This window comes from Sporacetigenium mesophilum DSM 16796, assembly GCF_059569055.1.
Window position 1 is genome coordinate 301,702 of the sequence record NZ_JCANUR010000001.1, and the last position, 13,168, is coordinate 314,869.

The 13,168-nt window shown below is 27.6% G+C and carries 15 protein-coding genes; 6 read left to right on the forward strand and 9 right to left on the reverse strand.

Features of this window, described 5'->3' with window-relative positions; all coding sequences use genetic code 11:
- Window positions 1-33: 33 nt before the first annotated feature.
- The 4 genes from BS62_RS01500 to BS62_RS01515 form a co-directional block, all read right to left on the reverse strand.
- Window positions 34-900 (reverse strand): YitT family protein, encoded by an 867-nt coding sequence (locus BS62_RS01500; protein ID WP_496489467.1) that lies wholly within the window; start codon window positions 898-900, stop codon window positions 34-36.
- 149 nt (window positions 901-1,049) lie between these two features.
- A complete protein-coding gene (locus BS62_RS01505) occupies window positions 1,050-2,225 on the reverse strand; it encodes a sensor histidine kinase (RefSeq protein WP_496489468.1) in 1,176 nt (391 codons plus the stop codon).
- Window positions 2,218-2,898, reverse strand: coding sequence for a response regulator transcription factor (locus BS62_RS01510; RefSeq protein ID WP_496489469.1), 681 nt, complete (start codon window positions 2,896-2,898; stop codon window positions 2,218-2,220). Before BS62_RS01510 ends, BS62_RS01505 begins: the two co-directional genes overlap by 8 nt.
- Before the next feature lie 115 nt (window positions 2,899-3,013).
- Complete coding sequence (locus BS62_RS01515; RefSeq protein ID WP_496489470.1) at window positions 3,014-3,472, reverse strand: DUF4342 domain-containing protein; 459 nt, start codon at window positions 3,470-3,472, stop codon at window positions 3,014-3,016.
- A 171-nt stretch (window positions 3,473-3,643) separates the two neighbouring features.
- Between BS62_RS01515 and BS62_RS01520 the strand changes: the two genes are divergently transcribed.
- Complete coding sequence (locus tag BS62_RS01520) at window positions 3,644-4,189, forward strand: phosphatase PAP2 family protein (protein WP_496489471.1); 546 nt, start codon at window positions 3,644-3,646, stop codon at window positions 4,187-4,189.
- Window positions 4,190-4,318: 129 nt separating this feature from the next.
- Here BS62_RS01520 and BS62_RS01525 read toward each other — a convergent pair whose 3' ends face one another.
- Together BS62_RS01525 and BS62_RS01530 are read right to left on the reverse strand one after the other, a co-directional pair.
- Window positions 4,319-4,996, reverse strand: a complete 678-nt coding sequence (locus BS62_RS01525) for a manganese catalase family protein (protein WP_496489472.1) — start codon at window positions 4,994-4,996, stop codon at window positions 4,319-4,321.
- Window positions 4,997-5,081: 85 nt separating this feature from the next.
- Entirely contained in the window at window positions 5,082-5,921 is an 840-nt protein-coding gene (locus BS62_RS01530) for a CvfB family protein (protein ID WP_496489473.1), read from the reverse strand.
- Window positions 5,922-6,054: 133 nt separating this feature from the next.
- Between BS62_RS01530 and BS62_RS01535 the strand changes: the two genes are divergently transcribed.
- A complete protein-coding gene (locus tag BS62_RS01535; RefSeq protein WP_496489474.1) occupies window positions 6,055-7,560 on the forward strand; it encodes a sodium-dependent transporter in 1,506 nt (501 codons plus the stop codon).
- Window position 7,561: 1 nt separating this feature from the next.
- Window positions 7,562-7,681, forward strand: coding sequence for a MetS family NSS transporter small subunit (locus BS62_RS01540; protein ID WP_496489475.1), 120 nt, complete (start codon window positions 7,562-7,564; stop codon window positions 7,679-7,681).
- 53 nt (window positions 7,682-7,734) lie between these two features.
- On the opposite strand, the gene BS62_RS01545 is transcribed toward BS62_RS01540, so the two are convergent.
- Complete coding sequence (locus tag BS62_RS01545) at window positions 7,735-8,193, reverse strand: hypothetical protein (RefSeq protein ID WP_496489476.1); 459 nt, start codon at window positions 8,191-8,193, stop codon at window positions 7,735-7,737.
- Between the two features lie 152 nt (window positions 8,194-8,345).
- Here BS62_RS01545 and BS62_RS01550 point away from each other — a divergent pair, with 152 nt between their 5' ends.
- Window positions 8,346-9,047, forward strand: a complete 702-nt coding sequence (locus tag BS62_RS01550) for a YczE/YyaS/YitT family protein (RefSeq protein ID WP_496489477.1) — start codon at window positions 8,346-8,348, stop codon at window positions 9,045-9,047.
- Between the two features lie 31 nt (window positions 9,048-9,078).
- Here the strand turns inward: BS62_RS01550 and BS62_RS01555 are convergent, their stop codons facing one another.
- The gene (locus BS62_RS01555; RefSeq protein ID WP_496489478.1) at window positions 9,079-9,963 is read right to left on the reverse strand and encodes an AraC family transcriptional regulator; all 885 of its coding nucleotides are present in this window, start codon (window positions 9,961-9,963) and stop codon (window positions 9,079-9,081) included.
- Between the two features lie 85 nt (window positions 9,964-10,048).
- Window positions 10,049-10,888 (reverse strand): L,D-transpeptidase family protein, encoded by an 840-nt coding sequence (locus tag BS62_RS01560; RefSeq protein ID WP_496489479.1) that lies wholly within the window; start codon window positions 10,886-10,888, stop codon window positions 10,049-10,051.
- A gap of 255 nt (window positions 10,889-11,143) precedes the next feature.
- Between BS62_RS01560 and BS62_RS01565 the strand changes: the two genes are divergently transcribed.
- Window positions 11,144-12,403 (forward strand): dicarboxylate/amino acid:cation symporter, encoded by a 1,260-nt coding sequence (locus tag BS62_RS01565; RefSeq protein ID WP_496489480.1) that lies wholly within the window; start codon window positions 11,144-11,146, stop codon window positions 12,401-12,403.
- Between the two features lie 157 nt (window positions 12,404-12,560).
- Window positions 12,561-13,016, forward strand: coding sequence for a hypothetical protein (locus BS62_RS01570; protein ID WP_496489481.1), 456 nt, complete (start codon window positions 12,561-12,563; stop codon window positions 13,014-13,016).
- Window positions 13,017-13,168: the final 152 nt, after the last annotated feature.

Sequence of the window (13,168 nt, forward strand, 5' to 3'; positions counted from 1 at the left end):
TGATTTTTATAATCATTTTAAGACAGCTTATTTTTATACATCAAAAGGTTCAAATCCCTTGCCTAAAACCTCATGAACATTAGATACTGTGATAAATGCATTGTTATCTATTGTTTTTACTAACTGCTTTAAAGAAACTTCCTCATTTCTGCCAACAACCACAAATAGAACATCTTTTTTTTGTTTTGTATAAGCTCCTTTTCCCTCAAATAAAGTAACTCCTCTATTTAAGGTGTTCATTATAGAAGAGCTTAATTCTTCAGACTTATCGGATATAATTAAGAATGACTTAGAGTAACTAAACCCTTCTATTATGGCATCTGCAACTCTTACTATTATATATAAAGCTAAAGCTGAGTATAGAGCTGTTTCTAAGTTTTTATTTGTTACACCTGATAATATAACAACCATTATATCTACAAACATCATTAGCTTTGGAACACTTATATTAGGGAAAAATCTATTTAACATAAGGCCTATAAGGTCTGTACCACCAGTTGATCCCTCGACTTTAAATATAAGCCCTAACGATATACCTACTAATATAGCTCCAGATATAGAAGCTAACAATACATCATCTGTAATTCTAACATTGCTTAGAGATTGAGTTAAATTTAGGAAATATGTCAAAGTAACTATCCCTAAGGCTGTTTTCAAAAGTCCTTTACTACCTAGAAGCTTAAATCCTAGCAAAAATAATGGAATATTTATTGATATAATTATTACTGATAAAGAAATACCTGTAATCTTATTAATTACAATTGAAATTCCAGTTAATCCCCCAGGAGCTATAGTGTATGGTTTTAAAAACATGTTAATAGCTATGGACATTAAGAATGTACCAATTAATATCATAGCAAATACATAAAGGTGATTTAATAATTTCTTATTGTTATCCATTAAAGCTCCTCCTTTTCAAATATTATATAACGCAAAAACACAGCGAATACTATTATACCATTACTTTACTTAATTAAAACAAGTTAATTTTAAAAATAAAAACCTATTAAGATATACTAAATTCAATCTTAATGGGTTTTTACTTTAATTTAATCATTAATGGGTAATTCAATTTTAATAGTTGTACCTACATTTAATGTACTATTAACATCAATTTTTCCGTTGTGATTATCTATAATCCACTTTGCAATGGATAGGCCAAGACCAGTTCCACCATCTTGTTTTGTTCTTGCTTTATCCACCTGATAAAACCTGTTGAATATATATTTAAGATCATCTTTAGAAATTCCAATACCTGTATCCTCAATAATAATAATTGCTTTATTATTGTTTTTATAAGAATTTAATTTTATTTTACCTCCAGTAGGAGTATACTTAATGCTATTGTCCGCAAAAATTCTAATAGCTTCTTTTATAAGGTTTTTATCACCGTTAATTATAAATTCCTCGTTTTTTTCATTTAATATATTATGATTTGAATCAATTAATTCTGTTTCTTTTAAAATTTCACTTATTAATTCATTAATTTTAAAGTTTTCTTTATGAGTATTTTGACTGTTTTTATCTCCACGAGCAAGAAATAAAAGATTTTCAATAAGAATTTTCATATTTTTAGATTCGCTTTTAATAGCTGAAATAGATTCTTCTAGTACTTGTCTATCGTCTTTTCCCCAACGATCTAGTAGATTAGCATATCCTTGTATTACTGAAATAGGAGTTCTCAGTTCATGAGATGCATCTGATACAAATTGATTTTGAAGTTCTACAGAGTTTTGAATTCTATCTAACATGTCATTAAATGTTTTGGCCAAATCTTTTAATTCATCCTTTGAACCACTTATATCAAGTCTTTTATGAAGATCGTTAATAGATATTTCTTTTACTGTTTGTGTCATATAGTATATAGGAGATAATAACCTTTTGCTAGTTCTTGAGCTTATTAAAACTATAGAAATTATACCTAGAATATTAAAAATTCCTAAAATTGTACCAAGAATGAATATATAATCCTGTGGTGAATTATTTTTGATATAATGCTCAAAACTAAATATAATACCTATACTTATTAATGAAAATATTAATGTGAATATAGATACATAAGTTGCAGTAATTTTAAACCTAATAGAAAATCTCAATCTATTAGCTATTTTTTTTACTACTTTATCAAATAAATAAAATAAAGATTTTACAATAAATCCAATAATATATAATAAAACTCTGAAGATTTGAAATATAGTTTTAAAAAATGATTTTATTTTATTCATGTTTTAGTTGATACCCCACTCCTCTAATGGTATAAATAAATTTGTTGTTGAATTTATCATCTATTTTACTTCTTAGATATCTTATATAAACATCTACTATATTAGTATCACCTACAAAATCATATCCCCAAACATCTTCTAATATAGAATCTCTTGTTAATACAATGTCTTTATTTATCATAAGATATTTTAATAAATCAAATTCTTTTTTAGTCAATTCTATAAGTTCAGAGTCATAAGTAACAGTGTATTTATCTATATCAATTTTAAGCTTATATATTTGAATTATATTTGATTTATATGAATTAGACCTTTTATGTTTAAATGCTACACGAATACGAGCGAGAAGTTCTTCAATGGCAAATGGCTTTGTAATATAATCATCAGCGCCAATATCTAACCCCATGACTTTATCCATAACACCATCCTTAGCTGTAAGCATAATAACAAGTACATTAGAAGATTGTCTTAGTCTTCTCAGTACCTCCATTCCATTAAGTGATGGAAGCATAACATCCAGTACTATTAGGTCATAATTATTACTTAAAGCTTTTTCAAAACCTAATCTGCCATCATGTACAATATCTACACTATATCCCTCATGTTCTAACTCAAGTTGAACAAATCTAGCTATTTTAGTTTCATCTTCTATAATAAGTATCTTTTCGCTCATTTATTATCCTCCATATTAAAAACTAAACATATAATCATAGTATACTCTTATAACTAGGATTTTAAAATAATAGTAAATAAACCCTGCTATATTAGATAGTAGCAGGGTCTGTTTATTATGAATTTTTTATTTCATCAGATATTTTATTTGTAAAATTATTTACACAATTAGAAACTTTATCTATTTTATTATTAATATCGTATCCTTCGCCATTTTCTTTTTCAAATTTCATTTTGCAACCTACAATTAAAGCAAGTATTATAGCTGGAATAACAAAGTGTATACCTATCATCGTTACTATTATTGCAATAGATACAGGTATATTAATTAATGTTTTGTTATTATTTGATATAATGAATCTTATTTTATTTGATTTTACTATAAGATTTTTAACCTTTTTAAAAAATGTTGAACTTGTAGTACTTATATCAGATTTTATTTTGTTTTGCTCTTCAAAATATGATAAAGCTTCAACTATATCTCCATTAAACTTTTCAAGTGCCTCTTTTGCTTCTTTATAACTTATATTAGCTCTTTTCTTCAATAAATCAACTTGCTCAATTTTAATTTCCATTTTACACCCTCCAAATTTCTAATTTATTTTATATTAATATAATAAGGGGAGATGATTAGAGTAGTATTAGCTGAAGATTAGAATTAGATTAGAAAAGGAAATTTAGTACTACTTTAAATATATTATCTATAGTAAAATTAATAAAAAGACATGAAATTAGGGGAGGAAAATATGATTCAAAAAATAGATATAGCTATACTGGAGTTTATTAATAATAACTTTCACAATCCTATTTTAGATAAACTAATGCCTATTATTACATCTCTAGGGGATAGTGGTATGATTTGGATTGTAATATCTATAATACTTATGTTTAGTAAAAAATATAGAAACGTAGGTATTTTATCTATTTTAGCATTGATACTTACCACATTTATAGGAGAAATAATATTAAAAAATATAGTACAAAGACCAAGACCTTTTTATGAACTTACAAATATTGAATTGTTAATAGAAAGACCATTGTCTTATTCTTTTCCTTCAGGACATACAGGATCATCATTTGCAGTTGCAGGTGTTATAAGTATATTAATAAAGAAATATAGAATCCCGGTTATTACTTTTGCAGTACTTATGGCTTTTTCTAGACTATATTTATTTGTTCATTATCCTACAGATATAGTAGGGGGGCTAATATTAGGATTGACTTGTTCATATATAGTAACGTATAAAATTGTCAAGAATAAAAAATCAAGTGAATCAACTTCCGTTTCTTAAACAATGCCTAGTATAATAAAAAATATCGCTAAGATAACTTAGCGATATTTTCTAATTTCCAACTGCTAAACTTGAGCAACGGACCTGATTTTCAAGGTCGTTGGCGACATGAGCGTAGCGAATTTTTTATTATTGTCTCATATCTGGCTTATTAAAGCTAGGAGCCTGAGGATTTTGTAAATCAAAATATTTACCTGGAGTTGATAAATCAAAGTATAATCTTGAATCCTCTGTTACACCCCAATCTTTTTGAGAGCCAGTATTTTCTATTTTGGTAAAAGCTTGTCTAAATAAAGTATTGTGTGCTTCCTCTCTGTTTAAAATGAAGTCTATAGTTTCTTTAACGTACTTGTCATCAATTTGTCTGTAAAGATTTTGATAAACTACCTTTGCCCTTTGTTCTGCAGCTATATTAGATAATAAATCAGCAGCTAAATCTCCAGTTACATTTACATAAGCAGCAGTCCAAAGCTGTCCAGATGCGTTAGTAAGCATAGGATTAAGTCCACTTAAAACATGAGCTTCTATATTACCTATAGTTGCATGCTCAGCATCAGGATCATGCCCATTTAATAAGTTTATAGTTTGAGCAACCATTTCCATATGACTTAATTCTTCAGCCGCAATATCTAAGAAAAGGTCTTTAATAGCAGGATCTTTTATACGAAAACTTTGAGATATGTATTGCATAGCTGCTTTTAATTCTCCCTGTGGACCACCTAATTGTTCTTGCATCATTGCTGCATAATTTGGATTAGGGCGTTCAACTTTTACTTCACTAAGAAGTTTTTTTTCGTGTTTAAACATAAAAACATCTCCTTAATATATTTAATAGTTAATGGTTACATTATCTATAATTTACATATTTAGGAGATGTTATTCTAATATATATTTACTTCAATTTAGTTCCTGTGCTATCTTGTGTTATTAAATTCTTTTTCATAAGTCCACCTAAAGCATTTTTAAAATGTTTCTTACTTACGTTAAATTGTTTAGATATTTCTTCAGGAGAACTTTTATCATTGAAAGTCATAAAGCCTTCATGAGATTTTAAATATTCTAAAATAATTTCTTGAAGATCTGTTACTGCGGCTTTAGTATGCTTTCTAGGCGATAAACCAAGTCTTCCATTTTCATAAATTTTAATTATCTTTAAATCTAAAACATCTCCATAGTTTATATCAGTGAAATACTCATTGCTTAAGATTACACCTTGATACATATTGTCTACAGCTACCATAACACTTTTGTTAGATTGGAATCCATAAACTGTTCCTGTAACACTATCTCCAATTTTATAATCGCCTTCAATTTCTAGATGAACATCTATATCAGTAGTAGCAGCTATTCTATCACTTTTATCTAAATATATATAAAATAAATAGCTTTGATTATCTTCTAATGGATATAATTTTTCTTTGAAAGGTACTAATATATCTTTAGCTAGTCCGAAGTCGATAAAAGTACCTACATCAGTAGTAGAAACTACCTTAAGATAAGCTACTTCTCCAACTTTAGCTAGAGGCTTTGTTAGTGTAGCAATTATTCTATCTTCTGAATCACGATATATAAAAGCTTCAACTTCATCACCTATATTTAATTCAGTACTTATATCACGTGATTTAGGAAGCAATATGTTTTTATCCATTTTTTTAGTATCGCTATTTAAGAAATAACCAATATTTCCTTTACCTACAATCTTTAAATTATTAAAATCACCTATTTTTATCAAGTTTATTACCTCACTTTACATTATTTCTATTTTATCCTTTATAGTATTCCTTATTTTAACATATTTTATTATTTTTGTTCTATAGATATTATATTTTAAATAAAATTTAGATATATAGAAAGGGGGGATTAACTTGGAAAAAAGGGAGCAGTGGAATTCTCGTATAGGCTTTCTGATGGGGGCTATAGGAGCAGCTATTGGTCTTGGAAACTTGTGGAGATTCCCATATCAAGCTTACTCAAATGGAGGAGGAGCATTTTTAATACCATACTTTTTTGCTCTTATTACAGCAGGAGTGCCACTTATGACCATGGAACTTGCCTTTGGAAATAAAATGAGAGGGGCGGCTCCACTTGCATTTAGAAGATTAGGAAATAAGTGGGAATTTATTGGTTGGTGGCAAGTTATGATACCTTTAGTAGTTATGACTTTTTACTGTTGCATTATAGCTTGGAGTATCAACTATTTAGCTTTTTCATTTAATATGGGATGGGGAGTAGATACTGCTAAGTTCTTTATTGGAGATTTTTTACAACTATCATCTTCGCCATGGGAAATAAAGGGATTAAGATTTAATATATTAGGTACTGTTTTATTAGTTTGGGTAGTAAATTATATTATAGTCAAAAAAGGTATTTCAGGCGGTATAGAAAAGGTATGTAAGTTTATCATGCCACTACTTATAGTTCTTATGGTAATTATGATTCTAAGAGGAGTTACATTAGAAGGGGCAAAGTATGGTCTTAACTGGTTCTTAGAACCTGATTTTAGTAAGATATTGGATCCTGAAGTATGGATATCAGCATATTCTCAAGTGTTCTTCTCAACCACTTTGGCAGTAGGGGTTATGATTGCCTATGCAAGTTACCTTCCAAAGAATTCAGATATAGCAAACAATGCTCGTATAGCTGTATTTTCAAATGCATCCTTTGACTTTTTAGCTGGATTATGTGTATTTAGTTTATTAGGATATTATTCATTTACATCAGGTATAGAGTTTGATGATATTATGCAAAGTGGTGCAGGTCTTGCCTTTATTGCATTTCCTATGGCAATAAGCAATTTACCTATGAATGATATATTTAAAGCCTTATTTGGTATAATGTTTTTCTTTGCACTTATTATTGCAGGAATATCATCTAGTGTTTCAATGGTTGAAGCATTTGCATCAGCAATTTTAGATAAATACAATATTAAAAGAGAAAAACTAGTATTATTTATATGTATATTTGGTTTTTTAGGATCAAGTTTGTTTGCTACAAGAGCTAGTATATACTTACTTGATATAGTAGACCATTTTGTTGGAAATTATGGAATTGTATTATTGGGATTAATTGAAACTATAGTTTTGGGTTATGTTTATAATGCAGAGAAGATGATGAAAGAAGTAAATGAAGTATCAGATGTAAAGATAGGTAAATGGTGGTTGTTTTGTATTAAATATTTAACACCAGTAGTTTTAGGGTTTATTTTTATTCAAAATTTAATAAATGAATTCAAAAACCCATATGAAGGTTATCCGCCAAGCGCACTAATAGCATTTGGGGCAAGTGTTGCAGTCGGTATATTTATTATAGCTATAGTATTAAGTAAAAAGCCTTGGCATAAAAATATAGAAGATAAAAAGGTGGAGGGGTAGTATGGTCGATAGTTTGTCTCCAGGGGCAGTAGTAATGCTTATATGTGGTCTAGGACTGTTATATGGGGGACTTATATACTATGTTTCAAAAGCTATTAATGGTGAAAATAAAATTGATTAAAATTAACCCTCTAATAATATTAGAGGGTTAATTTATGAAAAAAACAATATATTTTAGTTTTTGCCTTCTTTATTCATTTTTTCTCTCATTTCTTGTCTTTCATCCATTCTTTCTTTAATTTTTTGCTTTTTCTTATTAGCTTCTTCTTTTGTCATTTCTCCATTTTTTACAGCTTCATCAATTTTCTTGTATTTACGTTCTAACATATATTTTTTTAGTTCTTCAGGCTTAATATTTTTTTCTTTTAGTATATCTTTAAGGCTTTTTCCAGAATCTAACTGAGCTTGTATTTCTTTATCAGTCATTTTGTGTTTTTCTTTTAAAAAATCAACTATAAATTTTTTGTGTTTAGCTTTATGATGATGTTTATGCTTTGGACAATCTTTATCTTCATTGTGTGAGGCTGTAATCATAGTTTTAAAATCAGTTTCTAAGTCATTTGCATAAATTGCACTGGAAGATCCAAAAATAATCATTGATAAAGCTAAAGAAGTCATTATTTTTCTTTTCATATTTTTCACCTCCGTAATATTAGTAATTCCCAATACAAGTGAATTTACAATGACAATAATATGAAGAACATGTGAAGTAATAAATTTTCAAAAAAATATAATATATTATAATTTCAATTTAAGTACTATAATGATAATAGGAGGAGATTTAATTGAAAAAAATAATTTTTCGTATTTTAAGGTTATTTACGGGGCTTTTTTTGTATGCTGTTGGTATAGTTATGATTATTAATGCAAATTTAGGTCTCGCACCTTGGGAAGTGTTTCATCAGGGATTAACAAACATAATTAATATTACTATGGGTCAGGCTAATATTTTAATTGGATTTATACTCATAATAACAAATAGTATTTTTAAAGAAAAACTAGGCTGGGGAACAGTATTTAACATGATATTCATTGGAGTTTTTATGGATATTTTAATGTTAAATAATATTATTCCTGTATTTCAAGTTTTTTTACCTAGATTAATAATGATGTTATTAGGGATGTTTGTAATAGGAGTTGCAAGTTATTTATATATAGGTTCAGGGTTAGGAGCAGGACCTAGAGATGGACTTATGGTTACTTTAACTAAAAAGACTAATAGATCTGTTAGACTTGTAAGAAATTCTATTGAAACATGCGTATTGATTATAGGATATTTATTAGGTGGTTCTGTAGGTATGGGTACTTTAGTTACAGCTCTTACCACTGGACATTTTGTTCAATTTGCATTTAAGATTTTCAAATTCGATGTTAAAGAAGTTAACCATAGATTTATTGATGATGATATAAAACTTTTAAGATCAAAATTTATAAATAAAGAAAAAATAGAAAAAGAAAATTGTAGTGAAGAAAATTGTAAAGAATAAATTATAAGCCGTAATAGATAATATATACGGCTTATTCATTGGTATAAGAATCGTCAAATTGAAAAATACTTTTATAATAATTTCTAGGAGATAAACCATACATTTTTTTAAAGGCTCTGACAAAACTTGAATAATCGTTAAAACCACATTCAATACATACATCATTCATAGAAAATCCCTTTTTAATAAGGAATTTTGCAAGTATTAGTCTTTTTTGTATAATATAATTGTGAATTGAACTTCCAGTTTGAGACTTAAATCTGTGCATAAGGTAGTATTTACTCATAAAGAATTTAGAAGCTATATTGTCTATAGATAAATCTTCTTGAAGATTATTGTTTACATAATTTAAAATAGACTCTATTGTTTTATCGTATTTAATATCTTCTATTTCCTTATTTTTTTCACTTCTTAAAAACAGCCTATTAATAATAATTATAAGTTGCAAAAATAAAGCATTTTTTAGAACTTCACTTCCGAACTCCTTATTTTTATCGTTGCTTTCAAGTTGTGATATAAGATATCTGATTTTTTCAATGTATTCTATATTTAGACGAAGTAGGTTATATTCATTTTGAAGAGCAAGTTCAAAACATGTTAATAAATTACATTCATCTTCATTATATTTAGATACGAATTCAGGATTAATCCAAATAACTATACGTTCATAAAACTCACTGGAATCTATTATTGGCTTATGAATCTCATTATTGTTTACAAATAAAATATCCCATGGTCTTAAATTATATGATTTACCTTCAATTAAATAAGTTGCTTTTCCAGATATAAATATAATTATTTTATTAAAATCATGATGATGGTATTCAAACTCAATATTTTTTTTGTCTTTAATATGAAATATTTTAAAATTATCATTTAAATAACCTATTTTATTATTTATAGATGTATTTTCCATAAAATTTTACCTCTGCAAAAATATATTTTGAATTATAGTTTATTTTAGAGTATTTTTTGCAATGATTCAACTACTATAGAAAATATTACTTTACAATTACAGTTGAATGCTCAGGTATATTTTCGTATATCCACTTAGCATTTTCAGTTGAAAGTCTAATACAACCATGACTTAAGGCTTGGCCAAGTCTACCATCTGTAATCTTTATACCAGTTTTATCATATATAATTGAATGATATAAAAAATTGCCAGAAAATTGAGTGTAATACTTGGCTTGAAATCCATCCTCTTGTCCGAATGATGTCCCTCTCATACCAACTCTAAATATCCCAGTTTTCGTAGGGGTAGATGGAGCTCCTATTGTAGAGGTAAATGTATTTATAAGTTCATAGTTGTGCATGCTTCCTCTAAATACATAAGTAATTTTATTTGATAGTGAAGTAACTAAAAGGTAGTCGCTGTAACTTACTATATCATTTTCGTTTACAAATTTGGTTATATCAGAGTTAATATAAGTATAATCTATAGGTCTTTTGAAAGTATACATAGTTTCTGATGTAGGATCTTTTTTTAGTTCATCGATAGTTTCTCTATTTGCAGTTCCATTTAATTTAAGGTTAGTTTTGTGTTGAAAATCTAATATAGCGTTGTAAGTAGCCCAACCAAATTCACCATCTGCTGTTACCTCATACCCATATTCAATTAATCGATTTTGAACATATTCAACATCAGGTCCATTATCTTTTAATTTAGACTCGTTTATTATAATTTCTTTTTCTACTGCCACTACTTCCTCTACAATAGGTATAGGTTTTGACCTATCTATTGGCTTATTATCAAAAAAGTATATAAATGAAGGCAAATATATTAAAATTGCTAAAGTTGTGAATATTAAAATAGAAATCCTTTTTTTGTTAATTTTCATTTTTTTAATCCCCCTTTATTAATGTCTTTCATGTATATATACCCAAAAAAATATATAGAAGTTTTTTGATTTAAAATATTTTTTTAAAATTATTATTACTTTTTCCATTAAACTACCTATTTTAAAATACTAAATTTAATGTATAATCTAATTTAGAGCATTATTTGCAATGTTCGAAGCATTATTAACAATGGATATAGCAAAAAATTAGAGTATAATTATATTATAATAATAAAAAGAAAAGGAGCGAAATATATGAATTCATTTTTAAAAAATTATAAATCTTCATTAATCCTACTTATTTCTATAATAATAGGTGGGATAATAGGGTTGGTTATGGGACCAAAGGCAACAGTACTTCAACCCCTAGGAGATTTATTCCTAAACTTATTATTCACAATATTAGTGCCTCTAGTATTCTTTAGTGTTACATCAGCTATAGCTAATATGAGCGGAATGAAAAGGTTCGGAAAAATTATGGGAAATGTTGTTATAGTATTTTCAGCTACAGCATTAATAGCTGCCATAATAGCTCTTCTAGGAGTGTTAATTGCAAATCCTACAAAGGGTCTAGATCCTACAATATTTAATGAACTTATGGCACAAGCAACTGAAAACACAGATGCTGAAAAAGTTAGTGTATTTACTCAACTTGTAAATACTGTAACAGTAAATGACTTTGTAAATTTATTCTCTAGAAGTAATATGTTACAACTTATAATATTCTCAGTATTATTTGGAACAGCAACAGCAATGGCTGGAGAAAAAGCAAAACCTATAGCTGCATTCGTTGAAGCTGGTTCTAATGTTATGATGAAAATTGTTAATATAATAATGTATTATGCGCCAATAGGACTTGGAGCATATTTTGCAACAGTTATAGGTCAACTTGGACCTCAAATACTTGGTGGATATGTAAGAGTATTTGTTCTTTATTTAGTTATTACTGCGATATATTACTTTGGATTCTTCACTTTATATGCTTATGTAGCTTCAGGAAATGTCGGAGTAAAAACTTTCTGGAAAAATGCAATAGCTCCAACAGTTACAGCACTAGCTACTTGTTCAAGTGCTGCTTGTATACCTATAAATCTTGAATCTTCTAAAAAAATGGGTGTTCCTGAAGACATAGCAGAAACAGTTATTCCACTTGGAGCTAATACTCATAAAGATGGATCTGTAGTAGGTGGAGTATTAAAGATAACTTTCTTATTTGGAATATTTGGAAAAGATATGACGAGTATCTCGTCTATATTAGGTATAATAGTAGTATCTTTCTTAGTTGGAGCAGTTATGGGGGCTATACCTGGAGGAGGGATGCTAGGTGAAATGTTAATACTTAGTATATATGGATTCTCACCAGAAGTACTTCCTATAATAGCTGTTATAAGTACGATAATAGATGCACCTGCAACTCTTCTTAATTCTGCAGGGAATACAGTTTGCTCTATGATGGTATCAAGACTTGTAGAAGGTAAAAACTGGCTTAAAGGAAACATAGGGAAATTAGCTTAATAAAATTTTAAGAATACCCAAAAAGCAATGTTTATACATTGCTTTTTTTTTATTAAAATTCAATAAATATAATTTACTTTTAATTACAGGGATATATAAACAAACTCTAAGAAAAAATATTATAGACAATATTTTTGTAGAAAGAAGATGATGATTTATGATTTTGAAAAAAAGTAAATCTATTTTAATTATTTTAGTCTTTATAATATCTATATTAGGATTTAACCTAAAAAGTGTACACTCTATAGACAATGGAAATGAACAAGAATATGAACAATATGTATTAACTTGGATTGATGAATTTGTGAAAATACAAGAGGAAAATCCACTGATATTTAGTATTGAGACAAAATATCTCGATGCTAATAGGGAAGCTATACAATTAAGAAATAGAGTAATAAATAATTTTCAATATGAAGAAAATAGAGTTCCTGAAAAATATAAAGATGTTCACCAAGAACTCTTACAAGTATTGACTGTATATAAAGATGCTTATGATAATTTATATATAGCAATAACTACAGGTGACAGTAGATTAGTGGGAGAAAATGTAGGAAAGTTATACCAATCGGATATAGTGCTAAATCGAATTAAAAATACTTTAAGTACCTAAAAACCAGTTTTTAAAATACTGGTTTTTATTTTATGTAAAAATTAATAAACAATGTTGTATAAAAAATAGAACTCATACCAATATGTGGTTTACATTGATTTTAAAAGTTTTGTTATAATTATTTAATAAATTTGAGGTAATAATAGAGTAAA